The sequence below is a fragment of the Blastococcus sp. SYSU D00695 genome (genome assembly GCF_054050555.1).
This window is the reverse complement of sequence record NZ_JBJGZP010000001.1, coordinates 178,372-201,451: the sequence shown is the minus strand read 5'-3', so window position 1 is coordinate 201,451 and position 23,080 is coordinate 178,372. Positions and strand designations below refer to the sequence as shown.

At 72.9% G+C, this 23,080-nt stretch carries 26 protein-coding genes and 1 tRNA gene; 12 read left to right on the top strand and 15 right to left on the bottom strand.

Going from position 1 to position 23,080, the window contains the following annotated elements:
- Window positions 1-253 precede the first annotated feature (253 nt).
- A complete protein-coding gene (locus ACI781_RS01070; RefSeq protein WP_456564216.1) occupies window positions 254-547 on the top strand; it encodes a flagellar FlbD family protein in 294 nt (97 codons plus the stop codon).
- A gap of 24 nt (window positions 548-571) precedes the next feature.
- Here ACI781_RS01070 and ACI781_RS01065 read toward each other — a convergent pair whose 3' ends face one another.
- The gene (locus ACI781_RS01065; RefSeq protein ID WP_456564215.1) at window positions 572-760 is read right to left on the bottom strand and encodes a hypothetical protein; all 189 of its coding nucleotides are present in this window, start codon (window positions 758-760) and stop codon (window positions 572-574) included.
- 59 nt (window positions 761-819) lie between these two features.
- On the opposite strand from ACI781_RS01065, the gene ACI781_RS01060 reads away from it, so the two are divergent.
- Window positions 820-1,455: a GPP34 family phosphoprotein gene (locus ACI781_RS01060; protein ID WP_456564214.1), complete on the top strand. Its 636-nt coding sequence runs from the start codon at window positions 820-822 to the stop codon at window positions 1,453-1,455.
- Window positions 1,456-1,480: 25 nt separating this feature from the next.
- Here ACI781_RS01060 and ACI781_RS01055 read toward each other — a convergent pair whose 3' ends face one another.
- Window positions 1,481-2,275 carry a MerR family transcriptional regulator gene (locus ACI781_RS01055; protein ID WP_456564213.1) on the bottom strand — a complete coding sequence of 265 codons (795 nt, stop codon included), beginning with the start codon at window positions 2,273-2,275 and terminating at the stop codon, window positions 1,481-1,483.
- A 79-nt stretch (window positions 2,276-2,354) separates the two neighbouring features.
- On the opposite strand from ACI781_RS01055, the gene ACI781_RS01050 reads away from it, so the two are divergent.
- The 3 genes from ACI781_RS01050 (at window position 2,355) to ACI781_RS01040 (ending at window position 5,213) form a co-directional block, all read left to right on the top strand.
- A complete protein-coding gene (locus ACI781_RS01050; RefSeq protein ID WP_456564212.1) occupies window positions 2,355-2,717 on the top strand; it encodes a nuclear transport factor 2 family protein in 363 nt (120 codons plus the stop codon).
- A gap of 35 nt (window positions 2,718-2,752) precedes the next feature.
- Window positions 2,753-3,541, top strand: a complete 789-nt coding sequence (locus ACI781_RS01045; RefSeq protein WP_456564211.1) for an SDR family oxidoreductase — start codon at window positions 2,753-2,755, stop codon at window positions 3,539-3,541.
- Window positions 3,542-4,169: 628 nt separating this feature from the next.
- Window positions 4,170-5,213, top strand: coding sequence for a hypothetical protein (locus ACI781_RS01040; RefSeq protein WP_456564210.1), 1,044 nt, complete (start codon window positions 4,170-4,172; stop codon window positions 5,211-5,213).
- Between the two features lie 259 nt (window positions 5,214-5,472).
- On the opposite strand, the gene ACI781_RS01035 is transcribed toward ACI781_RS01040, so the two are convergent.
- From ACI781_RS01035 to ACI781_RS01020, 4 genes are all read right to left on the bottom strand, one after another.
- Window positions 5,473-6,744: a zinc-ribbon domain-containing protein gene (locus tag ACI781_RS01035; protein ID WP_456564209.1), complete on the bottom strand. Its 1,272-nt coding sequence runs from the start codon at window positions 6,742-6,744 to the stop codon at window positions 5,473-5,475.
- A 279-nt stretch (window positions 6,745-7,023) separates the two neighbouring features.
- Complete coding sequence (locus tag ACI781_RS01030) at window positions 7,024-7,578, bottom strand: hypothetical protein (RefSeq protein ID WP_456564208.1); 555 nt, start codon at window positions 7,576-7,578, stop codon at window positions 7,024-7,026.
- A gap of 7 nt (window positions 7,579-7,585) precedes the next feature.
- Window positions 7,586-8,224: a hypothetical protein gene (locus tag ACI781_RS01025; RefSeq protein WP_456564207.1), complete on the bottom strand. Its 639-nt coding sequence runs from the start codon at window positions 8,222-8,224 to the stop codon at window positions 7,586-7,588.
- Window positions 8,212-9,093, bottom strand: a complete 882-nt coding sequence (locus tag ACI781_RS01020) for a toll/interleukin-1 receptor domain-containing protein (protein WP_456564206.1) — start codon at window positions 9,091-9,093, stop codon at window positions 8,212-8,214. Before ACI781_RS01020 ends, ACI781_RS01025 begins: the two co-directional genes overlap by 13 nt.
- 502 nt (window positions 9,094-9,595) lie before the next feature.
- Between ACI781_RS01020 and ACI781_RS01015 the strand changes: the two genes are divergently transcribed.
- Window positions 9,596-10,141, top strand: a complete 546-nt coding sequence (locus ACI781_RS01015) for a site-specific integrase (protein ID WP_456564205.1) — start codon at window positions 9,596-9,598, stop codon at window positions 10,139-10,141.
- On the opposite strand, the gene ACI781_RS01010 is transcribed toward ACI781_RS01015, so the two are convergent.
- From ACI781_RS01010 to ACI781_RS00995, 4 genes are all read right to left on the bottom strand, one after another.
- Window positions 10,133-10,205: transfer RNA gene (locus ACI781_RS01010), tRNA-Ala, on the bottom strand. The genes ACI781_RS01015 and ACI781_RS01010 overlap by 9 nt on opposite strands.
- Before the next feature lie 91 nt (window positions 10,206-10,296).
- Entirely contained in the window at window positions 10,297-10,719 is a 423-nt protein-coding gene (locus tag ACI781_RS01005) for a VOC family protein (RefSeq protein WP_456564204.1), read from the bottom strand.
- Window positions 10,713-11,153, bottom strand: coding sequence for a helix-turn-helix domain-containing protein (locus ACI781_RS01000; protein ID WP_456564203.1), 441 nt, complete (start codon window positions 11,151-11,153; stop codon window positions 10,713-10,715). The genes ACI781_RS01005 and ACI781_RS01000 overlap by 7 nt, the downstream gene beginning before the upstream one ends.
- A gap of 24 nt (window positions 11,154-11,177) precedes the next feature.
- Window positions 11,178-11,957, bottom strand: coding sequence for a M23 family metallopeptidase (locus ACI781_RS00995; protein ID WP_456564202.1), 780 nt, complete (start codon window positions 11,955-11,957; stop codon window positions 11,178-11,180).
- A gap of 465 nt (window positions 11,958-12,422) precedes the next feature.
- On the opposite strand from ACI781_RS00995, the gene ACI781_RS00990 reads away from it, so the two are divergent.
- Genes ACI781_RS00990 through ACI781_RS00975 form a run of 4 tightly spaced genes read left to right on the top strand, consistent with a single transcriptional unit; the run spans window position 12,423 to window position 16,717 of the window.
- Window positions 12,423-13,970: a mannitol dehydrogenase family protein gene (locus ACI781_RS00990; RefSeq protein ID WP_456564201.1), complete on the top strand. Its 1,548-nt coding sequence runs from the start codon at window positions 12,423-12,425 to the stop codon at window positions 13,968-13,970.
- On the top strand, window positions 13,967-14,776 hold the full coding sequence (locus ACI781_RS00985; RefSeq protein WP_456564200.1) for an HAD family hydrolase: 810 nt from the start codon (window positions 13,967-13,969) through the stop codon (window positions 14,774-14,776). The genes ACI781_RS00990 and ACI781_RS00985 overlap by 4 nt, the downstream gene beginning before the upstream one ends.
- Window positions 14,773-15,909, top strand: a complete 1,137-nt coding sequence (locus ACI781_RS00980) for a CDP-glycerol glycerophosphotransferase family protein (RefSeq protein ID WP_456564199.1) — start codon at window positions 14,773-14,775, stop codon at window positions 15,907-15,909. Before ACI781_RS00985 ends, ACI781_RS00980 begins: the two co-directional genes overlap by 4 nt.
- Window positions 15,896-16,717 (top strand): phosphocholine cytidylyltransferase family protein, encoded by an 822-nt coding sequence (locus ACI781_RS00975; RefSeq protein WP_456564198.1) that lies wholly within the window; start codon window positions 15,896-15,898, stop codon window positions 16,715-16,717. Before ACI781_RS00980 ends, ACI781_RS00975 begins: the two co-directional genes overlap by 14 nt.
- A 25-nt stretch (window positions 16,718-16,742) precedes the next feature.
- Here ACI781_RS00975 and ACI781_RS00970 read toward each other — a convergent pair whose 3' ends face one another.
- Genes ACI781_RS00970 through ACI781_RS00950 form a run of 5 tightly spaced genes read right to left on the bottom strand, consistent with a single transcriptional unit; the run spans window position 16,743 to window position 21,689 of the window.
- Window positions 16,743-17,798: a hypothetical protein gene (locus ACI781_RS00970; RefSeq protein ID WP_456564197.1), complete on the bottom strand. Its 1,056-nt coding sequence runs from the start codon at window positions 17,796-17,798 to the stop codon at window positions 16,743-16,745.
- Window positions 17,799-17,801: 3 nt separating this feature from the next.
- The gene (locus tag ACI781_RS00965; RefSeq protein WP_456564196.1) at window positions 17,802-18,482 is read right to left on the bottom strand and encodes an SCO family protein; all 681 of its coding nucleotides are present in this window, start codon (window positions 18,480-18,482) and stop codon (window positions 17,802-17,804) included.
- Entirely contained in the window at window positions 18,479-19,210 is a 732-nt protein-coding gene (locus ACI781_RS00960) for a YcnI family copper-binding membrane protein (RefSeq protein ID WP_456564195.1), read from the bottom strand. The genes ACI781_RS00965 and ACI781_RS00960 overlap by 4 nt, the downstream gene beginning before the upstream one ends.
- A 32-nt stretch (window positions 19,211-19,242) precedes the next feature.
- Window positions 19,243-21,051 carry a copper resistance CopC/CopD family protein gene (locus tag ACI781_RS00955; RefSeq protein ID WP_456564194.1) on the bottom strand — a complete coding sequence of 603 codons (1,809 nt, stop codon included), beginning with the start codon at window positions 21,049-21,051 and terminating at the stop codon, window positions 19,243-19,245.
- Window positions 21,048-21,689: a zf-HC2 domain-containing protein gene (locus ACI781_RS00950; RefSeq protein WP_456564193.1), complete on the bottom strand. Its 642-nt coding sequence runs from the start codon at window positions 21,687-21,689 to the stop codon at window positions 21,048-21,050. The genes ACI781_RS00955 and ACI781_RS00950 overlap by 4 nt, the downstream gene beginning before the upstream one ends.
- A 78-nt stretch (window positions 21,690-21,767) precedes the next feature.
- On the opposite strand from ACI781_RS00950, the gene ACI781_RS00945 reads away from it, so the two are divergent.
- The gene (locus ACI781_RS00945) at window positions 21,768-22,322 is read left to right on the top strand and encodes a sigma-70 family RNA polymerase sigma factor (protein ID WP_456564192.1); all 555 of its coding nucleotides are present in this window, start codon (window positions 21,768-21,770) and stop codon (window positions 22,320-22,322) included.
- A 108-nt stretch (window positions 22,323-22,430) separates the two neighbouring features.
- A complete protein-coding gene (locus ACI781_RS00940; protein ID WP_456564191.1) occupies window positions 22,431-23,048 on the top strand; it encodes a DUF47 domain-containing protein in 618 nt (205 codons plus the stop codon).
- Window positions 23,049-23,080 lie beyond the last annotated feature (32 nt).

The following is a 23,080-nucleotide window of genomic DNA, read 5'->3' as shown; positions in this document are numbered from 1 at the left end:
GGTCGCGTCACCTGACCGGGGGATCGGTCCGGCCGGCGGCGCGCTTGACCCGGGGCCCGCCGTCCTCCCCCGCCGGGGTGAGGAGCGGGACGGGCGGCGCCTCACCCCCAGGAGCGGGACGGGCGGCGCCTCACCCCCAGGGGCGGGACGGGCGCGACCTCGACTCAAGGACCCCGGCCCGCCCGTCGATCCCTCTCCTGCCCACGGAAGGGCGCCGCCGGGGCCCGAAGCCCCGCCCAGGAGGAGGACCGCCATGATCGGTCTCACGCGTCTCACGGGTGAGCCGTGCCGCCTCGACCCCGTCGCGATCCAGCGCGTGGAGTGCACGCCGGACACGGTGGTCTTCCTGGTCGACGGCACGCACGTCTCGGTGCAGGAGACGGTGGACCAGGTGGCCCTGCGGATCCGCGACGCCCGCGCGGTCGACATCGTGACCTGCTACGAGCTCGACCGCGGCCACGGCGGCGGGGACCCGCGCGCGCTGCAGGACATGCTCTCCGAGATCGCCGAGAGCCGCGGCTGCCCGGTGAGCGGTCAGCGGTACTGACGCCGCCCGGGACGCAGCGCTGCGCTACTCGCGGACGACCCAGACCTCGGCCGGCCCCTCGGGGGTGTCGCGGACCTGCACGGGCTCGAAGCGCTCGTAGACCCCGTACCAGTGCGGGCCCGAGTACACGAGGACGGCGGAGCGGAGCTCCTCGGCCGCCACGTCGTCCACCTGTCCGTGGCGCGGGCCGCCCCAGTGGAAGACCAACGGCATGGGAAAACCGTAGCCATCCCGTCCAGAGCGGCGGACGGCGGCGTCGTACGGTGCCCGCCGTGGACTGGGCGCAGGGCGTGGCGGCGCGGCTGGTCGCGCTGGACGTGGACCGCCGGGGGCGCCTGTCCGGGCGGCTGCTGGTCGACGACGCCGTGCGCTGCGGCCTGCTCGTCGACCTGGCGCTCGCCGGGCGCCTGACCCTGACCGGCGAGGCGGTGGACGTCGACACCTCCCCGACCGGCGCCCCGCTGTTCGACGACCTGCTGGCCGCGATCGCCGTCGAGCCCGAGCGCCCCCTCGACGCCTGGTTCGGCGAGCGCCGGCTGACCGCGCGGCGGGTCGTCGACGCCCTGGTCGCCGGGCGGCGGTGGCAGGTGCGCCGGACCGTCCTCGGCCGGCGCCACCTCGTGCTCGACCGGGCGCGGGCGGCGGACGACGTGCGGCTGGACCCCTCCCGGAAGGACCTCAGCCCCGCCGACGCGGCGGTGGCGGCCCTGGGCGCGACCGCCCACCTGGTCGGGCCGTTCCGGGAGCTCGGCTACGGGGCGCCCGCGCCCGAGATCCCGCCGGACCTGCTCGACGGCGCCGGACCGCACGCGTGGGTCGTCGCCGCCGCGGTCGACCACCTGCGGGCCGCGCGGACCCGTCACCTGTACACCGGCGGCGTGCTCTCCGCGGGCGGCTCGCTCCCCTGACCCGGGGCGGGTCCCGGGAGCCGGCTCAGCCGACGCGGAAGACCGGCCAGCCGATCTCGGTGCGCCACGCGGCGGGATCGGGCGTGTCGCGGGGGCCCACGACGTAGACCTCCCGGACCGGCCCGGCCACCGACATGGCGTTCTGCACCACCCACGTACCGAGCTCGCCGTACGTGACCTCGACCCCCTCGTGCTCGCCGCCGTGGGTCGTGACGGCCAGCTCGGCGGCCGGCAGCGTCACCGGGTGCACGCGTCCGGTGCGCGGCGGGGCGGCCGTCGGCAGGTACACCAGCGCGCGACCACGGTCGTGCTGGAACAGGGCGTCGTCGTAGGTGCCGCCCGCCGGCCCGGTGGCGGCGTCGCCGACGGCCGCCTCCAGCTCGGCCATCGCGCCGGCGAACCAGGCCGCGACGTCCCCGCTCTCCACCACGGCCTCGACCGCCGCGACCGTCCGGGCGGGCTCGGCCCGCAGCCGGACGTCGATCGGCGCCGGGTCGGGCTCGAGCAGCCGCTGCAACGACACGACCGCGGTCCGGGTGCGCTCGAGCTGGTCCTCGAGGCGGCGCAGGTGCTCGGCGACCAGGGCCGCCCGGACACCGGGGTCGGGGGTCCGCAGGATCCGGGCCACGTCGCCCAGCGGCACGTCGAGCTCGCGCAGCCGGTGGATCACCTGCGCCACCGGGATCTGGTCGACGCGGTAGTAGCGGTAGCCGGTGGCCTCGTCGACCACGGCGGGTTCGAGCAGCGACGCCTCGTGGTAGCGGCGCAGGGTCCGCACGCTCAGGTGGGTCAGCCGGGAGAGCTCGCCGATCGTCAGCACCCCTGCAGCCTGGACCCTCCCCCGGGGGGAGGGTCCAGGTGCTTGACCCTCCCGCGGGGTCACGCCGCACGGTGCGGTCATGGCACACACCACCGAGACCCCCGCCCAGCAGCTCCCGGCCGCCGCCCGCGGCTTCTTCGCCGCGCACCTCGTCCGCGACGCCGACACCGCGTCGCGGTACCTGACCGAGGACGTGGTCGTCGTCGACCAGGACGAGACGTTCCGCGGCCGCGACGAGGTGCACGCGTTCCTGCGCCACGCCGGCTCCGAGTTCGAGTACACGACCGAGCAGATCGGCGCCCACCGCGTCGACGACACCCACTGGGTGCTGACCGTGCGGCTCGAGGGCACGTTCCCCGGCGGCACCGCCGACCTGGACTACCGGTTCGCGTTCGCCGACGACCTCGTCGCCGAGATCGTCATCGGCAACCACCAGCCGTGACCGGCACCGCACCGCACACATCGGAGGACAGCGGCATGACGACCGGGGACCGGGACCGCCTGGACGGGCGCCGGGCGCTGGTGACGGGCGGGTCGAGGGGCTCGGGCCGAGCCGTCGTCGACAGGCTCCGCCAGATGGGGGCCGACGTGTTCGTGACCGCCCGCACGATGCCCGACGGGTACGAGCGCCCCGACCGGTTCATCGCTGCGGACACCTCGACACCCGAGGGCGCACGGCTCGTGGCCGACCGCATCGCCGCCACCGGGGGCGCGCTCGACGTCCTGGTGCACGTCGTCGGCGGCGCCTCGACACCGGCGGGCGGGTTCGCGGTCATCACCGAGGAGCAGTGGCTCACCGAGCTGAACCTGAACCTCCTCGGGGCGGTGCGACTCGACCGCGCGCTGCTCCCGGCGATGATCGAGTCCGGATCGGGGGTGGTGCTGCACTTCACCTCGATCCAGCGGGAGCTGCCACAGTACGAGGCGTCGTTGGCGTACGCGGCGGCCAAGGCCGCGCTCCGCACGTACAACAAGGGGCTGGCGAACGAGCTCGCCCCGCGCGGTGTGCGGGTCAACGCGATCAGCCCCGGCGGGATCGAGACCGAGGCGTACGAGCGGTTCGTCGACCGGATCGCCGAGGGCCGGGGGATCAGCCGGGACGAGGCGAAGCAGACGGTCTTCGACTCCCTCGGCGGCGTGCCGCTGGGACGGTTCGCGACCCCCGAGGAGATCGCCGACCTGGTCGGCTTCCTGGTCTCCGACCGGGCCTCGGCGGTCGTGGGCGCCGAGTACGTGATCGACGGCGGGACCGTCCCGACCGTCTGAGGCGGCGAGCCGCTGCTGTCGATCCGGCGCCACGGGCCGGCCACGGACCTCGTGGCGCCGGATCGACCGGCGCCGGATCGACCACGGTGCCGCGCCCGGAGACGACTCAGGCCGCCCTCCGGAGGGAGGACGGCCTGAGTCGTATGGGTGGAGCTGAGGGGACTCGAACCCCTGACCCCCACACTGCCAGGCCGCCATGATCGCGTGTGCCGACGATCGCCCATGTCCGAAAGGGCCCGTTGAGCAGGAGGTTCACGGCTTCGCCGGACAACGCTGAACGAGCACGAACCAAGATCGATAAGAGAGAACTGCAACCAGAACTGCAACCAAGGATGCCGGTCGAGCGCGGCCCATGAGCAACCTGGGTGGTCGTTGAAAGCCTGGCGAAAGTCGGACGTCGCCGGTCGCATGGACCGGTCGTCGAGCGGAGGGGACGCCCGCCCCTCATCGAAAAGTGCAATACGTCGCGCACCCCGGTTCGGCGAACTTGATGTGGCAAGGTGGCTTGTCGGCTGCCAAGCCTAGTCGGAGGACTATAGCTTCGGTGGACTACGTCCGATGGTGAAGTGTCCAGCAGACTCACCAGAGCCCGGACGCTCCCGATTCAGGCGGAAGAGGATCTACAGGCATGCAACTCAAGGAGCTATCAGACTCTCTGAGAGAGTTCGCCGGCTGGCATGCCGAACGAGCTTTTGCAGGCATGAACTCAAGCGATCGACGCGTCCGACTCGACGCCGCCATGAGTGCCGGAGTCGCGATCGAATTGACCCTTAAGCACCTATTAGCTCTCGCCAACCCGGTACTGCTCGCCGAACTCAAGAGCGATACGGCGGAAGCAGGCATGACAACTAGGCTTGCACTCTCACGCGACGGGCACGACCTCCTGGACGTGCGCACCTGCAGCGCCACCGAGGCCTTCAATATGGCGAAGAGCCTCAACGCGACGATGATCAGGGTCAGCAAGGCGGAGTTCAGCCAGGCGTTGAACCTGCGGAATGCCGCAGCACATCTCGCCGTCGATGCCCCAGCGCCCGCGGTCCGAGAGGCCGTGTTCACGACTCTCTACTTGATGTTCTCAGTCGAGCACAAGGGAACACCGATCGTGCCATGGCCACGCGGCTCGGACGAGAGGAATAACGTCGAGGGCTTCATTGCCTGGCATCGCCAAAGTCGACTCGACCTCGTGCGCCGAGACATTGATCATTATAAGCAACAGTATTCAGAGCGTAGCCAATCCCCGGGATTCGCTGACTGGGCACAACGGCGGGCAAGCAACTTTTTGGACAACGAATCTGCGAGCTTGTTCGACGACCACGGTCGCCCGTTCCTGACCACACCCACACAGGGCACTCACAAGTGCATTGCATGCGGCCAACAAGGTGTCGTCCTCTACGAAGCCCAGGGGGAACCAGTCGAGGATCCCGGCGACCCCAAGAGTTTTCTTCTCGGCGAGTCTTGGAGCATCCTCGCGTTCGCCTGCCACAGTTGTGGGCTCACACTCAGCCTAACTGCACTTCTAACCCTCGAACGCGCCAACGACAAGTGGGCTAGTCACGTGACTCAGTCCGTTTACATCCCACCCGCAGAGCACGCGGCACGCCAGCAGCCGCGGGAGGTGTTCACGACTACACCAGCGTCTCGGCGACGCACTCCGAGGGCAACCCAGGGGTAAGTTGCACGCACCGGGGAGGCTGACGACAGAACACCGGCGAACAGTTACAAGTGTCGCAGTGCCGACCGGTCTGACACGTGAGGCGACCTCGGTCCCCCAGCCACTTGGACCCGAAGAGGCGCCAAATGCAGCGGCGTAGGGGAAACCATGAACGGCTCGCCGGTGGTCAGCATGGCGGCCAAAGAGGCGCTGCCCTGGCTCCGCTCGCGTCTCCGCCGCACACCGCCGCGGATCAACAACCGGCGCCGACATGACGCTCTCACGGCGTTCGGCTCCATCGGGTGAGCAACCGCTGATCGGACGCCCACCCTAGTAACTCGGCGGTGATGTCGTCGACGCGCCCGAAGCCGGGACGGAAGGATAATTGACGCAAGTGCGGGTTGCTCAGGTCGAGGTTGCCCAGTTCGTTCTCGCGGAGGCGGGCGACCAGAAAACCCGACTGGATTAGGTCGACAGTCTTGCGGGCGTCGATCTCCTGCTTGTCTCGGTGCCAGTAGACGCCGTCGTACTCGATGACGAGACGCACAGACGGGACTAGGACGTCGACCTTCCAGCGCCCAATCCGGGTCGAGACGGCATCCGGGTCATGGGACTGCGCGGCCGCGAGAAAGTCCTTCTCAATGCGAGAGGTCCCCGCCGTGGAGCAAAACGGGCAGAGTCGGCCAGCGGAGCGATCGATGACGGACGCCTCCCACTCGTGCTCGGGGTTCGCTCTGCACCGCCACTTCACGACGACACCACCGGAGTAGGGCTTGACGTGCCACGCGGTAAGTGAGTTCTCCTCGTGCCACTCGGCGGCGAGTTCCGGGTCCAGCCAGGCCAGGCTGCCCCAGACGGACTCACAGCGCGGGCAGTAGTAATGCCCGCGACCGGCTTGGGGTCGCCGTCCCAGCGTTCGTTCGGCGACCGTCTGTTGCCATTCGTGGCCGCAGCACTGCACGGACTTCCACCACAGTGGCATGCGGTAGTTCTCTGGCACGGCGTCTTCGGTCAGGTCGTCGTTCCTCGACGGGTGGAAGGTCGCGGCCAATTCTGGGTCGGCCTCGGATAGCGACGAGCGCGGACGAACCCGGGTCACGTTGCCCCGACACCAGGGGCAGCCGATGTCGACGAAGCGGCGCACAACCGTGTCGAGCTTGTGGCCGCTCGGGCAGCGCAACGAGAACGTCTCGCCGAAATTCTGGCCGGCGACTCCCCCGCACAGATCCACTACTCGAAGTCCGTCGTACGGCCGTCCGCCTCGCCACGCGGCCACCAGTTCGGGAACCTCGCCTACTTTGCGCTGCATGAGGCGCTGGTACTCAGCCCTCGATTCGGCTCGACATGTGGGGCAGCGGAAGCCGTACAGGTGCTCTCCCGGAACGTCCACGAAGCGCTCGTGCCCTGTCTTGCCACACCACCACCAGCACTCCAGCCGGGCCTTGATGCTGAAGTCGTCCGGAGTTCGGGTATCGGTCGGCTTCACGTCACCCATCCAGTGCATGACCAACTCGGGATGAGACTCGCTCAGCGGGCCAGCCTTCGACACCACCCGTCGATGCTAAAGACACCAATAGCCGTGGACCCTCGACGACACGGGCTGCGGCGTCGCGGCGGGCAGCGCGGCGCGGCGACTCGGGCCACGGGCGCCACTCTCACTGGAGAATGCACAAGATCATGTGCCACACACGTCTTGCACTTCGGACGGCGCGATTCGTTGTGACGGACAGCAGCAAAGTCTGCGTGCCCGTTGATCCGCAACGCTGTAGGGGCGAGAACAGCCGACGGACGGGGACGCGATGCGGACTGTGCCCAGCACGTCCACCAGCGATTAATCATCGAGCGCCGTCAGGCCGGGGATGGTTGTCGGCGGCAGCTGCCAACCGTTGGCTTGCGAAATCTCCTTCAGTTGGTCCTCGGCGTGCCTCCGGAGCTCCGCGGCAGCGGCGGCGTCGTAGCCGACGGCTCTGAACCGACGCAGGTTATGCCCCAACACCTGCGCCCAGCGCAGGTACGGGTCGAGAGCCAGCAGTCGCTCGTCCACCGAGTCTTGCGGCTTCGCCCGCTCCATGACCTGCCGTCCGAGCACCGCACCAAGTGCCCGTTCGGCCTCTAGCCAGGTGTCCAAACCGGCCCAGTCGGGCAGCCCATCCACCAACGCGATCATCGCGATCCGGAGGTTGGCGAGGCGCTCGCCGACGGGCTCCGTCGTTGGGTCAAAGCCGACCAATCGCTGGACCGCCTCCTGCACGCCGGACCAGAGGGCGCTGGCCGCCGCCTTGCGGGACTCGGCAAGTGCCTCGTTGGCACGCCTATTCGCCAGCGTGGTCCCCACGGCAGCGACTGCCAGCGAGAGCGCGGACACGATCAGCGCGATGACTTCCATTCCGACCCTAGAAGCGCTGGCTGGCGATTTTCGCAAAGGTCTCCGCGTAGCTGTCCAGCGCCGCCTTGGCCCGGTCGACCTCGCCACCGAAGAGCTCACCCCGCAAAGGTCCCCACGTCGCTCCCTCTGTGGCTAGCTCGTGCTGCAGGTCGTCCACCGGGTTGCCGTGGTAGTGGGCCGCTCGCCAGGTCGACCTACCGAACCAGTGAGAGCGCCCGCCCCAGCCCCCGTCAGGCGAAGCGGCAATGCGCACATTGACGGCGTCCTGGGCGAGCACGCCCAGCACAACCTCGGCCCGGTCGAACTCGGCGCCATAGGCGTCGTCGTCCGGCAGCTGATCCTTGAAGACAGGCCGCAGCATGGTGAAGAGCCACTCCGCAACCGGGGTATGGAACTTCCCCGCCCGCTTCTGGGTGAGTTCCTCCAGGGCCTCGCCGAGCGACTTGCCGGACTGCGCAGCACGCGCGAGCGTGTTGGTCGTCCAATCTCCGTGGTCGAACGGCTTGTACGGGTCTGTTGCCTCCAACAAGGCGAGAGGCTTGCCCTCGTATCGGTCGCGGATAGTGCTGTCAACCACCGCTGCCTTGAGGTTTCCCCAGCGCCGACTCGCCACACAGGCCAGCCCCGCGGTCATCACCGATACCATGCCTGGAAGGTGCCGAAGCGCGAGCAGGCCTTGGACGCCGGCTTGAGTCTTGCTGGCCGCCTGCACGAACGACGAATCCCGCTTGCCCAAGGCGCCAGCGCGTCTGGAGACCCCCAGCGCGCCGCGACCTGGAGCGAGGCGCAGAAGGGCTCGGTCAGTTGGAACAGCTCCTGCGCCTCGGTAGCGAGCCGCACCACCTGCTCGTCACTGGTCCCGCCGAAGGGCCCGGCCACCCTCTCGGGGTCGCTGATTACCTTCAAGATGCGCTGGATTTCCTGCGACACCAGGTCGTCCAGCTCGATACGACGCGCAGGGTCGACCAGCATCTCCTTGGTCAGACGCTTCAACAGGTTGGCGCGGTCAGCGGCTGTCGCCTGTTCAACGGCTTCCAAGGCTGCCGCTGGACCGAGTTGCTTATCGCCCATCACACCGTGGATCGTCGTTACCAGTGATGCTGCCTGGGCTGCGTAGGCGTCGCCGAACAAGTCGGCGTAGTTGAGGTCGTTCAGGGTTCGTCCTGCGCCGAGGTCCCATTCTGGAACGTTGCCCGAGTCGAAGCGGACTGGGATGAGCCATGTGCGCCCTGGCGGCATCTTGCGGTACTCCTCGACCGCAGTCGTCAGTTCTTCATTCATGTGCGATTTGTCCTTCGCACGCGAGTTGTCCGAGAAGCAGGCCAAGAAGACCAACGAGCCGCCCCGTATGGCCTCGCGGATCTTCGCCTTCCAGGCGTCGCCCGGACCGAGGGACGTGCGGTCCCTCCAGTACGGGATCCTCGCAGCCTCCAGAACCGCGCACAGCTTGTCGACCTCGCTGTTGTCCTCGCGCACATACGAAACGAAGACGTGCTTTCCCTCGTCCGGGCTCATGTCCTCAACATAGGTTGGGGCACCGACAAGCGAGCTCTTGGTTGGGCGCTGCGAGCAATGGTGTCGCGGCGAGCGAGCTTGTCCCGCAAGGCTCCCCGACCTGTAGGGCAACCCGACTCTCGCGGGCCGCTGAGCTCACCCGCAGCTGCGCGTTCAGATGCCGGGCTTCTCGTGACCAAGGCTGGACGCCGACTCTCTTCGCCCAGCCGGCCCCGACTTCGCGCCGGCGACTCTCAAACGGCCTGCTGGAGAAGACAAGATCACGGGCCTTCACACCTCATGCACCTGGGCCTCCGAGACTCGTGGTGACGGGTTTCTGGAGACTCGTCCGGAGCCTTCGCGGCATGAGAACCAGCGGCCGCCCCGAGTACCGAGCCCGGAGGCGGGAGCGGGAGCGACAACGGCGACAGCAAGCCGAGCGGGCGACCCCGAAGGCCCGTTCAAACCCGGCCCTAGCGGACGTGCACGGTCCTGAGCGACGGGCCGCCGCGACGACCTGTGGGTGCGCAGCATCCACCGGGTCCGCGGCGGTGGCCTGATCTACGAGGTGCCCAAGAGCAAGCGCAGCCAGCGCACGTTGGCCCTACCGATGCCCCTGGTCGCCGAGCTGCACCGCCACAAGGCCGCGCAGCTCGGCCAGCAGATGCTGGCCGGCTCCGAGTGGCACGACGAGGACCTGGTGTTCGCCCAGCCCAACGGCCGGCCGATCGACAAGAAGACCGACCACGACGACTGGACCCGCCTGCTCCAGGCCGCCGGCGTCCGCCACGTCCGGCTGCACGACGGCCGGCACACCGCCGCCACCCTGCTGCTCAGCGAGAACGTGCACCCGCGGGTGGTCATGGAGCTGCTCGGCCACAGTCAGATGCGCACCACTATGGACGGCTACAGCCACGTCAGGCCGGCCCTGGTCCGCGAGGCGGCCGACCGGATGAGAACCCTGCTGCTGCCGGGTGAGGGTGGGCAAGACTGCAACCACAACTGCAACCGGAGACGACTCAGGCCGCCCTCCGGAGGGAGGACGGCCTGGTCGAACGGGTGGAGCTGAGGGGACTCGAACCCCTGACCCCCACACTGCCAGTGTGGTGCGCTACCAGCTGCGCCACAGCCCCGTTCCGGCCCCGGTCGAGTACCCCCGAGCCGTGGAGAACTGTACATCCCCCGTCGGTGGACCCGGCGGAGGGGGGTGGGCGCGGCGGGGGGTCAGCCCTGCTTCAGCTGGGCGATACGGATGTGGTTGCCGAACGGGTCGCGCAGGCCGAAGTCGATGCCGTAGGGCTGGTCGACGGGCTCCTCGGTGATCTCCACGCCCTTCGCCTTCAGCTCGGCGTGCGTGCGGTAGGCGTCGTCGCAGGCGAGGAACAGGTGGCCGCCGGCCACGCCCTTGCTGATCGCCTGCCGCACCTCCGCCGCGGTCTCCTCGCTCATCGACGGCGGCCCCGGCCGCTCCAGCAGCACCTGCTGGGCGGGGCGGCCGTCCTGCGCCGGCAGGGCGACGGTGAGGAAGCGCATCGGGCCGAAGCTCTGGTCGGTGTGGACCTCGAAGCCGAGCTTGCCGACGTAGAAGTCGAGGGCGGCGTCCTGGTCGGGGACGTAGATCTGGGTGATGGTGATCCCGGTCAGCATGGGGACGACGGTAGGGAACCCCGCTCCCCCGGCGCTTCTCCGAAACTGCTCGGTCGCAGCCAGGCCATCCCGAAGCACGACGGCGCCGCCGGGAGCGGCCCGCGCCGGCGGTGGGCGCTGGGCGACTCCCCCACGACGTCGCGGAAGACCCGGCTGAACGTGCCGAGGCTGCTGAACCCCACCGCCATGCAGACGTCGGTCACGCTCCGGTCGGTCGTGCGGAGCAGGAACATCGCCCGCTCCACCCGCCGCCGCTGCAGGTAGCGGTGCGGCGTCTCGCCGAAGGTCGCCCGGAACGTGCGGATGAAGTGCGCCGGCGACACGTGCGCGATCGCGGCCAGCGTGGGGACGTCGAGCGGCTCGGCGTAGGCGCGGTCCATCGCGTCCCGGGCGCGCAGCATCCGCCGGTTCTGGTCCTCGACGGCGCTGCCCACCCGGCCATCCCAGCAGGCGCCGGGTCAGCCGACCTGCACGCCCCGCTCGGCCAGCCACCCGACCGGGTCGATCCGCTCGCCGTCCATGCCGCCCCGGTGCACCTCGAAGTGCAGGTGCGGGCCGGTGGACTGGCCGCGGTTGCCCAGCAGCGCGATGGTGTCGCCCGCGTCCACGTAGTCGCCGACCTCGACCAGGATCTCGTCCATGTGCCCGTAGACGGTGACGTCGCCGTTGTCGTGCAGGACGTAGACCGCGAGGCCGAACCCGCTGGCCGCGCCGGCCCGCAGCACGACACCGTCCGCGGCGGCGTACTCGGGTGTGCGCATCGGCGCGGCCAGGTCGATGCCGTAGTGGAAGGTGCCCCAGCGGGCGCAGAAGCAGCTGGTGTAGCGCGCCCCGGCCACCGGGAGCACGGCCTTGGGTCGGGCGGCCTCGCGCGCGGCCTCCTCGGCCCGCGCCGCCTCCTCGGCCCGCGCCGCGCGCGTGGCCGTGACCTCCTGCAGCCGGGCCTGGGCCTCGGCCTCGGTGATGGAGGCCATCGGCATGACCTCCGCCTCGGCGTCCACGATCCCCAGCTCCTGCTGCGCCCCCAGGACGCTCGTCGACGCGGCCGACGCCTCCGGCGGCGACTGCAGGCCCAGCAGCGCGGCGACCACCCCGCCGGCGACCAGCGCCCCGAGCAGGGCCGGGGGCCTGCGGTCGCGCAGCCCCCGCCGGCGGCCGGTCGCGGCGCGGTGCGAGCCGGTCTGCGGGCCGGACGCGTCGCTGGGGGGGACGACGTCCGCGGGGGAGGTGCTGCGCATGTACCTGCCTGCTCCGTGGGGGGAAGAGCCCGGGTCGGGCCGGATCGCTGGCCCGCGTATGCAAACACTGCGTGACCGATCCGTGACCCCCTCGACGGCGTGTACGTCCCGACACGCCGCGTGTGACGTCCCGCACGCCCCACCCGTATCGGTCCGGTCACGACCGCACCCCGAACGGAACCGTCCGGACCACCTGGGAGTTTGACGGTCACCGGGACGGGCATGGACGCCCTCCCGGCGTGGAACCGACGCGCCGGTCCGACGGTCGCGACGTCGGGCCGCCGTCCGGCCGGGCGCACGAGGAGCCCTCCCCGCCCCGGAGTGGACAGCGGCTCCGCCGTGAACCGATGATCAGCGTTCCCGCTGGTCAGTCGCGCCCCGGAGCACGACGCCCGTCGCGGGGCCGCCCACGGTGGACCCGACTGGAGGTCATCGCACCGACGAGAGTGAAGGAACGGATGCCGCATGACGACGCCGGAACGCTCCCTCGACCTCCCGGCCGGCGCCGGTCAGGTCGCCCGCACCGCCGCGCCGGCCGTCGCCCCCGTCCGCCCACTCTCGGACAAGACCCTGCTCCTGCACGGTGAGCACCTCACCGTGCCGACCTACGACCGGTCCGCGCTGACCCCGGCCGTCGTCCACTTCAGCGTCGGCGGCTTCCACCGCGCGCACCAGCTGCTCTACTTCGACGACCTCGCGCAGCTGCGGATCTCCGGCGGCTGGGGCGTCGTCGGCGTCGGGCTGCGGGGCCGCAGCATGCAGGAGGCGCTGGCCCCGCAGGACCACCTCTACACCGTCGTCGAGCGCAGCCCCGACGGGGAGCGCGCCCGCGTCGTCGGGGTGATGACCGACTACCTCTTCGCCCCCGACGCCCCCGCGGCCGTGCTCGACCGGCTCACCGACCCGCGCACGCGGATGGTCACCATGACCATCACCGGCGCGGGCTACCCGCTGGACCCGCACACCGGCGAGCTCGACCTCGCCTGCGCCGACCTGCAGCGCGACCTGGCCGACCCGGCCCGGCCGTGCACCGCCTTCGGCTACATCGTCGAGGCCCTGGACCGCCGCCGGCGTGCCGGCACCGCGCCGTTCACCGTCGTCTCCTGCGACAACATGCACCGCAACGGCGACGCCACCCGGGCCGCCGTCGTGGGGCTGGCCCGCCGGCGCGACGAGGTCCTCGCCCGCTGGATCACCGACCGGGTGGCCTTCCCCAGCAGCATGGTCGACCGGATCACCCCGCAGACCACCGACGACGAGCGCGCCGCGGTGGCCCGCCGCTACGGCGTCGACGACCGCTGGCCGGTCATCACCGAGCCGTTCTCCCAGTGGTTCATCGAGGACGACTTCTGCAACGGCCGGCCGCCCCTGGACGCCGTCGGCGTCCGGTTCGTCCCCGACGTCGCCCCCTACGAGCTGATGAAGACCCGGCTGCTCAACGCCGGCCACTCGGCCCTGGGGTACCTGGGCACGCTCGCCGGGCACGACCGGATCGACGCGCTGATGGGCGAGGAGCTCTTCGCCGCCTACGTCACCCGGCTGATGGACGCCGAGGTGACCCCGCTGCTGCCGCAGCCGGCCGGGGTCGACCTGACCGAGTACAAGGCCCTGCTGGTGCAGCGCTTCGCCAACCCCGCGATCGCCGACCGGCTGCACCGGCTGTGCCGGCGCGGCTCGACCAAGGTCGCCCACCACCTGCTGCCGTCCCTGGCGGAGACGCTGGAGCGGGGCGGGCGGGCGCCGCTGCTCACCCTCGCCGTGGCCGGCTGGATCCGGTACCTGCAGCAGCACGAGCCGGTCGAGGACCCGCTCGGCCCGCGGCTGCGCGACCTCGCCCGCGCCGGCGGCACCGACCCGCGCCCCGTCCTCGCGGTCCGCCCGGTCTTCGGGGACCTGGGCGGGCACCCGGGGTTCGCCCAGGACCTGGAGGCCCTGTTGACCGACCTGACCCGCGACGGCGTCCGCGCCACCGTCGCCGCCGCCCTCACCCGCGCGCCGGGGCCGACCCGGTGAACGCTCCCCCCTCGCCGGCCGGAGCCGGCCCGGACTCCGCCCTGCCCGACGACGTCGTCGCCGGGCTGCGGGCCCTGCTGTGCGACGCCGACGGCAACCTGTTCCCCAGCGAGGAGCCGGCGTTCGTGGCCTCCGCCGAGGTCACCAACCGCTTCCTCGCCGAGATCGGTTCCCCGCAGCGGTTCACCGCCGAGGAGCTGCGGCTGGCCACGACCGGGATGAACTTCCGGACGACGTCGCGGCGGCTGGCCGCCGAGGCCGGCCGGCCCGAGGCCGACGTCGAGCCGTGGGTGGCCGAGGAGAAGCGCGCCGTCACCGCGTACCTCGGCGAGGTGCTCCGGCCGCACGAGGAGACCACGGCGGCGGTCACCGAGCTGGCCGGTCACCTGCTGCCGGCGGTGGTGAGCTCCAGCGCGCTGACCCGGCTCGACGCCTGCTTCCGCGCCACCGGCCTGGACGGCGTGCTGCCGGCCGCCGTCCGCTACAGCGCGGAGGACTCGCTGCCGGTGCCGACCAGCAAGCCCGACCCCGCCGTCTACCTGCACGCCTGCGAGCAGCTGGGCATCGCGCCGGAGACCGGCCTGGCCGTGGAGGACTCGGTCGCCGGGACGCTGTCGGCCGTCCGCGCCGGCTGCCCCACGGTCGGCAACCTGCTCTTCGTCGCCCCCGCCGAGCGGGCCGAGCGCGCCGCCGCCCTCCGCGAGGCCGGCGCGCTGACCGTCGTCGGCTCCTGGCGGGAGCTGGCCGACCTGCTGCTGCCGGTGCTGCGGCGCCGCGGCGGATCCACCACGGGAGGAACCCGGTGACCACCACCGACATCGTCTACGTCGCCTTCCGCGGGCACTTCTCCGACAGCCCCCGCGCGCTGTACGAGGAACTGCTGCGCCGCGGGGTCGACGCCACCCACACGTGGCTGTCCGCGCCGCACACGCAGGCCGGCTTCCCCGCCGGCGTGCGCACCGTCGAGTTCGGCAGCCCGGAGTCCATCGCCGCGCTGGAGCGGGCCGACCTGGTCGTCTCCAACGACCACATCCCGCTGGACTGGGAGAAGCGGCCGGGAAGCACCTACCTGCAGACCTGGCACGGCACGCCGCTCAAGCGGATCCACAACGACGTCCTGTGGGCGCCGGAGGGGCGGCTGGCCTACCTGGAGCACGACATCGCCCGGTGGGACCTGCTGCTGTCGCCGAACCCCGCGAGCACGCCCCGCTTCCGGCGCGCCTTCGGCTTCGACCGCCCGGTGCACGAGACCGGCTACCCGCGCAACGACCTGCTCAGCAGCCCCGAGCGCGACGCGGTGCGCGCCCGGGTGCGCGCCGAGCTCGGGCTGCGCGAGGACCAGACCGCCGTCCTCTACACGCCCACGTGGCGCGACGACCTGGTGTTCGAGCGGACCGGGCCGCGGGACTTCGAGTTCGCCGTCGACCTCGACGACTTCACCGCGCGCCTCGGCGAGGACCACGTGCTGCTGCTGCGGCTGCACAACATGGTCCGGGACCGGCTGGACGTCCCCCCGGGGTCGGCGGTCCGCGACGTGTGCGACCACCCCGACATCCGCGACCTGTACCTGGCCGCGGACGTGATGGTGACCGACTACTCGTCGACGATGTTCGACTTCGCGATCACCGGGAAGCCGCTGCTGTTCCTGACCTACGACCTGGAGTACTTCTCCGACGAGCTGCGGGGCTTCTACTTCGACCTCGCCGAGGTCGCACCCACGCCGCTGCTGCGCACCAGCGCCGAGCTCGTCGAGGCGCTCGCCGACCTCGACGGCGTCATGGCCCGCAGCGCGGAGCGCTACGCGCGGTTCCGCGAGACCTTCTGCTCCCTCGAGGACGGGCACGCCACCGACCGCGTCCTCGACCTGCTCTTCCCGGCGGACACGGTGTCCGCCGGCGCCACCGACACCCGAGGAGGGGACGACAGTGCGCATCGCTGACAGCGCTCTCGACGCCGCACCGGCCACCGGTCCGCGGGGCATCGCCCACTCCGCCACCCCCCGGGAGCCGGCGACCGACCCGGTCCAGGTGGTCGTCCTGGCCGCCGGGATGGGCACCCGGCTGGGACGCCCGCACCCGAAGCCCCTGACGCCGCTGCACGACGGCCGCAGCATCCTGCGGCGCCAGCTGGACACGCTGCGCGAGGTGTTCGGCCCGGCCGTCGACGTCACCGTCGTCGTGGGCTTCAAGGCCAAGCGGGTCATGCGGGCCGCCCCCGACGTGCGGTTCACCTACAACCCGGACTACGCGCGGACCAACACGTCCAAGAGCCTGCTGCGCGCGCTGCGGGCCACCCGGGACGGCGGCGTGCTCTGGCTCAACGGCGACGTCGTGTTCGACGCGGCGGTGCTGGAGGCCGCGCTGCCCCGGGTCCGTGCCGACGAGAGCTTCGTCTGCGTCGACACCTCCACCGTCGCCGACGAGGAGGTCAAGTACACCCTCGACGCCGACGGCTGCATCGCCGAGCTGTCCAAGACGGTCCGCGGCGGCCTGGGCGAGGCCGTGGGGATCAACTACGTGTCGGGGGCGGACAAGCCGGTGCTGGTGGAGCACCTGGAGGCCTGCGGCGCGCAGGACTACTTCGAGCGCGGCATCGAGACCGCGATCGACGCCGCCGGGCTGCGCGTGGTGCCGGTGGACATCAGCTCGTTCTCCGCCGTCGAGGTGGACTTCGAGGCCGACCTGCAGCGCGCCAACGAGCTGTTCTCCGGCCGGGGCCGGCTGCGTCCGGTCGAGGCCACCGCCTGACCTGCCGCGCGCCGCGGAGGTGGGCTCAGCCCACCGGGTCCGGGCGGGGGGCGGCGGTCTCGCGGAAGCGACGGACCGCCGCCACCCCGCCGACCACCAGGCCCGCGCCCAGCCCCAGCAGCAGCGCCACGACCGCCCGCGCCAGCGGTTCCGGGCCGGCGGCCAGCACGTGGGCGCTCCACATCACGTCGACGTCGGGCAGCCCCTGCACCAGCAGCAGCCAGCCCAGCACCACCGCCAGCAGCCCGGCCATGGCGCCCTTCCCGCGCCACGCCGCCCGCGCACCGAGAGCGGCGACGAGGGCCGCGGCGAGCGCGGGGAACAGGGCAGCGGCGATCGCCCCGCCGTGCGAGGCGATGCTGGCCGGCGGCGCGGGCGTGGTCAGCGCGTGCACCAGGGCCGCGATCCCGCCCAGGGCCATGGCGACGCCCAGGGGGCGGGCGTCCCGGGCAAGCAGTCCCGCGGCCACCGCGAGCCCGGCCACCGCCAGGTGCGCCGGCCAGACCACCCACGGCGACGGCGGCGGCGCCCAGGTGAGCTCCCCGGCGACCTCCACCGCCGTCCCCCCGTGGGTCATGGGCACCACCCAGCGCGACACCACCTGGGCGCGGTCGGGGTCGGCGGCGACCTGCGGCGGCAGCTGCCCCTCGCTCATCCAGTGCGTGCGGTGGTCGTGCCACACGTACTGCGGCTGCGTGGACACCTGCACCCACTCCGGCTCGGCCTCGGCGTCGGCGGTGTCGGGGACGTCGGCGCGGCCGTAGCGGTCCAGGTTGAGGTACGTCGCCGGGCTGCGGCTGTTGCGCCAGACGCCGTCCGGGCCGATCCGCAGGTAGGGCTCGTCGCTGTAGCCGGGGACCTCGACGTCGGTGCGGGTGGTGTTGACGACCTCGAGCTCGTCGCCGAACTGCAGCACCCGCACGGTCACCCCCGGGAGGTCGGGGGTGACCGAGGTGACCCGGCCGTCGAAGTCGCTGCCGGCGACGTCGCCGCCGACGTGCGCCGACGCCGGTCCGGCGACCGCCAGCACCGCCACGACCCCCGCCAGCAGCACCAGCAGGCGGGCCGCCGTCCTGCGCACGGGCTACTCCCCCACGACGGTGACGAGGTCCCCGGCGATGTCCGCGGCGGTGTTGCCCCCGTTGAACGCGACGTGCGCCAGGTCGTCGGTGCCGTACAGGTTCATCTGCGTGGAGTGCAGCCGTCCCTGCTCCTCGGCCAGCGGCACCCCCGCCGCCAGCTGCGCCCGGTCGATCGCGCCCTGGTCGCCGGTCAGGCCGACGAAGGAGACCGGCAGGTCGGCGTCGAAGCGGTCGAGGTACTGCCGCAGGACCTCGGCGGTGTCGGTCGCCGGGTCGGTGGTCACGAAGACCATCTGCACCTGCTCGGCCACGGCCGGGTCCAGCCGGCGGTAGGCCAGCGCGACGTCGGCCATGGTCGTGGGGCAGATGTCGGGGCAGTTGGTGTAGCCGAAGAACAGCAGCGTGGGCGTCCCGGCGGTGCGCTCGGCGAAGTCGTAGGCGGCGCCGGAGGTGTCGGTGAGGGTGAACGACGGCCGCTGGTACGGCTCGGGCAGGTCGATGCCCGCGTAGCGGTCGTCGGGGCCCTCGACGACCGCGCCGCCGGAGTGGTCGTGCCCGGACGACGAGGAGGCCGCGGCACCCCCGCCGTCGGGGTCGGAGTCCGCCTCGGCCGACGAGCACGCGCCCAGCAGGAGGCCGGCGGCCAGGAGCGCCGCGGGCAGGCGGCGGGTCGCAGCGGTCACGAGGACACGGTACGTCGGCCCGCCCGGAGGCCCAGGACGACGCCCGCGATGCCGGTGAGCAGCGCCAGGACGGCCAGGCCCAGGGCCAGGCCGCCGGCGGCGGCGTCGTCCCCCGACCCGTCGGGGTCCTGGGCGGCGGCGGGTGCACCGGCCCCGGCCCCGGCCCCGGTGAGCGTCAGCACCGGCGCGGGGCGCTCGGGCTCGTCCTGGCCCTCGACGGTCGGCTCGATCCAGGCCGCCTCGGTGCCGTCGCTGTAGGTCTGCACCGCGGGCAGGACCAGCTCGGCGGCGTCGGGCAGCGGGCCACCGGACAGCGAGAACTCCTGGAACTGGCCGGGCGCGATGCCGGCCCCGGCCTCGGCCCGCCACTCGATCCGCGACACGTACGTGGTCACCTGCTGCCCCTCGACCTCGACCGGCTCGGGCAGCTGGGCGCTCGTCGTCGTCACCGTCCACCCGGGCACCGGCTGGGTGCTCACGAACGCCAGGGGCGCGTCCGCCGGCAGCTGCACCGTCAGCGCCACGGTGCTCGCGGTGGCGCTCTCGGTCGGCACCCGGAAGGTGATCTTGCCGAACCCGCCCGGCGCGGCATCAGCGGAGGACACGGTGACGTGGGCCGACGCCGAGCCGGCGAGGGCGACCGTCGCCGCGAGGGCGGTCAGCGCCGCCAGCAGCACGACGCCCAGGCGGGCGAGCGGGCGCGGCAGGGCGCGGGTCGGGGCGTTCACGGGAGGTGCTCCTGTCGGGTCGGGCGGGGCGCTCAGCGCACCGGGAAGTCGGTGCTGGCGGTGGTGGCGGTGAACTCGTCCAGGCGCACGGAGACGGCGAGCGTCCACGTCCCGGCGGCGGGGATCGCGACGCCGTCGCCGACGTAGTGCCCCGGCCCGGCGGGCTGCAGCTCGACGGCCAGCGGGCCGATCTCCTGGCCGGGCTCGGTGAGGGTGACCCGGATGTCCTCGGGCTGGCTGAGCCGGCCCTCGGCGTCGAACAGGTACACGTGCAGGGTGTTCGCGCCGGGGCTGGCCGGGTCCAGCGAGATCTGCACCGAGCCGTCCTCGCCGCCCGCCGACTGCAGCGGCAGGGTCACGTCGACCGGTTCGGCCGCGGTGGCGCGGGCGGGCGGGCTGCCGACGAGCACGGCCGACAGCGCCAGCACGACGACGCCCAGGCCCAGCTCCACCAGCACCGACCGCCGCAGCGTCCCGCGCTCGGCGCCCGCCCCCTCGGCCAGCTCCTCCTCGCGGGCCGCGGCGGCGCTCACCACCTCCGGCGCCGGCTCCGGCTCCCCGGGCGCGGCGAACGCGTGGGCGGTGACCCGGCGGCGGGGCGGCCGGGGGCGGCGGACGCCCAGCCGCTGCTGCACCCACACCCGGGAGACGCCGGCGGCCGCCAGCAGGAGCAGCACGACGGCGAGCTTGGCCAGCAGCACCCGGCCGTAGCCGGTGGAGAACAGCGCCTCCGGCGACCCGACCTCGCGCACCGCCTGCACGACCCCGGAGACGACCAGCACGGTCACCGCCAGGGCCGCCAGCCGCGAGAAGCGGGACAGCGCGGCGGCCATCTCCCGGGCCGGGACGCCGTCGCGCAGCACGGCCGCCAGCAGCGCGGCCAGCCCGCCGAGCCACACCACCATGGCCGTGACGTGCGCGACGGCGGCGGCCACGGCGATCGCCGGGTAGGGGCCGGCCACCGGGTGCCCGACGGCGGCGGTGGTCACGACCAGCCCCGCGGCCAGGACCCCGCCGACGGCCAGGCTCCGCCGCGGCGGGCTGGCGCCCCGGCGCAGCCACGGGCGCAGCAGCAGGGCCAGGGCGGCGGTCATGGCCACCCGCAGCAGCAGCGCGATGCCGAGCTCGGAGCGGGCGGTGGCCGACAGCAGCGCGGGGTCGGCCACCGACCCGAGGCCGGCGGCCGCGGCGTAGGGCCCCTGCAGCAGGAAGGACAGCACCGCGCCGAGGGCGACGGCCCCCAGCCCGGCGGTGCCGGCCCGGCGCAGCACGACCGAGCCCCAGCCACCCGGCCAGCACAGCGCGAGGAAGGCGGGCACGCCGACGGCCAGCGCCAGGCCCGCGAAGCCGATCCAGCGGGCCACCGGCAGCGCCGCGGCGACCGCCGGGTCGGTGTCGTCCGCCGCGCCGGCCACCGAGGGGTCGACCAGGGGGCCGTCGCCGACGACGAACGACCAGGACCCCGCGATCGGGTGCGAGTCGGCGGAGATGACCCGGTAGGTCACCAGGTAGCCGCCGTCGGCCAGGCCGGCACGCAGGGCGACGCCGACGGTGCGGCCGTCGACCTCCACCGACCCGGCGTCCACGCGCTCGCCGCGGGCGTCCAGGACGCGCAGGTAGCCCGCGCCGACGGAGACGCCCTCGCTGAACTCCAGCGACACCCGGTCGGGGACCGCGGCCAGCCGCGCCCCCTCCCCCGGGTCGGTGCCGACCAGCTCGGCGTGCGCGGCCGCGGGCCCCGCGGTCACGACCCCGGCGACGAGCCAGCCGAGCAGCAGCAGGAGCAGCGCGGCTCCGGGACGGCGGCGCGCGATCGGAGCCGCGGGGGTCGGGGCGCTCACGCGGCCACGCGCTCCGCGGCGACGGCCGGCGCCGTGCGCCGCCGGCCCCGCCACGCCACGGCGGCCAGCAGCGCGACGCCGGCCACCAGCAGCAGGTGCGCGACCGCCCGGTCGGCGTGCACGTGCCCGGCGGCCAGGTCGCGGGCGGTGAACGCGGTGAGCAGCACGACGAAGGTGCCCAGGAACGGCAGCGCCCCCGGGGCCAGGCGCGGGGCGGCCGCGACGGCGACGAAGGCCGCGCCCGCCGCCAGGTTCCAGGCGCCGGTCTCGTGCGCCATGTGCACCGGCGCGCTCATCGACGCCGTCCCCGTGACGAGCGCCGGCCAGGCCAGCAGGGTCTGGGCCGCCCCGACCGCCAGCAGCGCCAGCCGCAGCGCGGCGTCGGCCAGCCGGGTGCGGGCGGCCGCCGCGGCGCCGGGCAGGGTGCGCGGCAGGGCCGTCAGCACGGCGACCGTGAGGTCGGGCACCGGCGGGGCGGGGGCCAGCCGCGCCCGGCGGGTGACCGCGGCGGCGTCGGCGGCCCAGCCGGCGCACGCGGCGCACGCCGCCAGGTGCGCGTCCAGCTCGGCCGCGGGCACGCCGGGCGACTCACCGTCGAGCCGCGCGGAGGCCGCCTCACGGAATGCGGGACACTGCATGGTGGTGTAGTCGTCCCCCGAGCCCCCGTGGTTCCCGGTCGGCTGTGTGACCTGGACGACGACGGCGGGAGCGGGGCAGTGGACGAGCTGGAGCGGTACGCGGCCGCGGCCGTCGAGGGGGACGCCCTCGCCACCGCCGCCCTCGTGCGCGCCACGCAGTCCGACGTCTGGCGGCTGTGCGCGGCCCTGGTCGACCGGTCCAGCGCCGACGACCTGACGCAGGAGACCTACCTGCGGGCGTTCGGCTCGCTGCACCGCTTCGCCGGCCGGTCGACGCTGCGCACCTGGCTGCTGGCCATCGCCCGCCGGGTCTGCGCCGACGCGCTGCGCGCCCGGCGGCGCCGCCGGCTGACCCTGGTCGGCGACGACGACGTGCTGGAGGCGCTGGACCCCGCCGCGGGCGGCGGCGCCGACGAGGTGGCCGAGGGCGCGGTCGTCGGCGACCTGCTGGCCCGGCTGAGCGCCGAGCGCCGGGAGGCCTTCGTGCTCACCCAGCTGCTCGGACTCCCCTACGCCGAGGCGGCCGACGTGGCCGGCTGCCCGGTCGGCACGATCCGCTCCCGCGTCGCCCGTGCGCGTGAGGACCTCGTCACAGCGCTCTCCGCGCGGGGGGACGACGCGGCGCGCGGGTGACGCCACGGTGAACAACGCGCAAACCGGGCACCTATGCTCCCCGACGGCCGTGCGACCGCTCCCCTCGCGAGCGGCCGTCCGGGAACCCACTGCCGACCGGAGCGACACGTGCCCTTCAGCCTCACGCCCAAGGACTCGAGCTTCTTCCCCCTGTTCACCGCCTCGGCGGAGAACCTGGTGGCCGCGACCGACGTCCTGAGCGACTTCATCCACGACCACGCGCGCCGCGACGAGCTCGCGGCGCGGCTGCGCGAGCTGGAGCACGTGGGCGACCAGTCCACCCACGCGATCTTCCGGCAGCTCAACTCGAGCTTCGTGACGCCGTTCGACCGCGAGGACATCTACAACCTGGCCAGCGACCTCGACGACGTCATGGACTTCGTCGAGGCGGCCGCGGACCTGGTCATCCTGACCGGCCTGGGCACGCTGCCGGCCGAGATGCACCAGCAGACCGCGCTCCTGCAGCGCGCGGCGCAGACCACCGCCGAGGCGATGCCGCGGCTGCGCACGATGAAGGACCTCTCCGACTACTGGATCGAGGTCAACCGCATCGAGAACGAGGCGGACAAGCTGTACCGCCGGCTGCTGTCGCGGCTCTACAGCGGCGAGTTCGACGCGCTGGAGATCCTCAAGCTCAAGGAGGTGGCCGACCAGCTCGAGGAGGCCGCCGACGCCTTCGAGCACGTGGCCAACGTCGTCGAGACGATCACGGTCAAGGAGTCGTAGGCCGGGATGGACCTCACCTGATGGACCTCACC

Excerpts from the sequence above, each read along its gene's own strand:
- ACI781_RS01070 (WP_456564216.1), top strand. The coding sequence starts at position 254 with ATGATCGGTCTCACGCGTCTCACGGGTGAGCCGTGCCGCCTCGACCCC.
- ACI781_RS01065 (WP_456564215.1), bottom strand. The coding sequence starts at position 760 with ATGCCGTTGGTCTTCCACTGGGGCGGCCCGCGCCACGGACAGGTGGAC.
- ACI781_RS01050 (WP_456564212.1), top strand. The coding sequence starts at position 2,355 with ATGGCACACACCACCGAGACCCCCGCCCAGCAGCTCCCGGCCGCCGCC.
- ACI781_RS01045 (WP_456564211.1), top strand. The coding sequence starts at position 2,753 with ATGACGACCGGGGACCGGGACCGCCTGGACGGGCGCCGGGCGCTGGTG.
- ACI781_RS01040 (WP_456564210.1), top strand. The coding sequence starts at position 4,170 with ATGCAACTCAAGGAGCTATCAGACTCTCTGAGAGAGTTCGCCGGCTGG.
- ACI781_RS01030 (WP_456564208.1), bottom strand. The coding sequence starts at position 7,578 with ATGGAAGTCATCGCGCTGATCGTGTCCGCGCTCTCGCTGGCAGTCGCT.
- ACI781_RS01025 (WP_456564207.1), bottom strand. The coding sequence starts at position 8,224 with ATGGTATCGGTGATGACCGCGGGGCTGGCCTGTGTGGCGAGTCGGCGC.
- ACI781_RS01020 (WP_456564206.1), bottom strand. The coding sequence starts at position 9,093 with ATGAGCCCGGACGAGGGAAAGCACGTCTTCGTTTCGTATGTGCGCGAG.
- ACI781_RS01005 (WP_456564204.1), bottom strand. The coding sequence starts at position 10,719 with ATGCTGACCGGGATCACCATCACCCAGATCTACGTCCCCGACCAGGAC.
- ACI781_RS00995 (WP_456564202.1), bottom strand. The coding sequence starts at position 11,957 with ATGCGCAGCACCTCCCCCGCGGACGTCGTCCCCCCCAGCGACGCGTCC.
- ACI781_RS00990 (WP_456564201.1), top strand. The coding sequence starts at position 12,423 with ATGACGACGCCGGAACGCTCCCTCGACCTCCCGGCCGGCGCCGGTCAG.
- ACI781_RS00950 (WP_456564193.1), bottom strand. The coding sequence starts at position 21,689 with ATGCAGTGTCCCGCATTCCGTGAGGCGGCCTCCGCGCGGCTCGACGGT.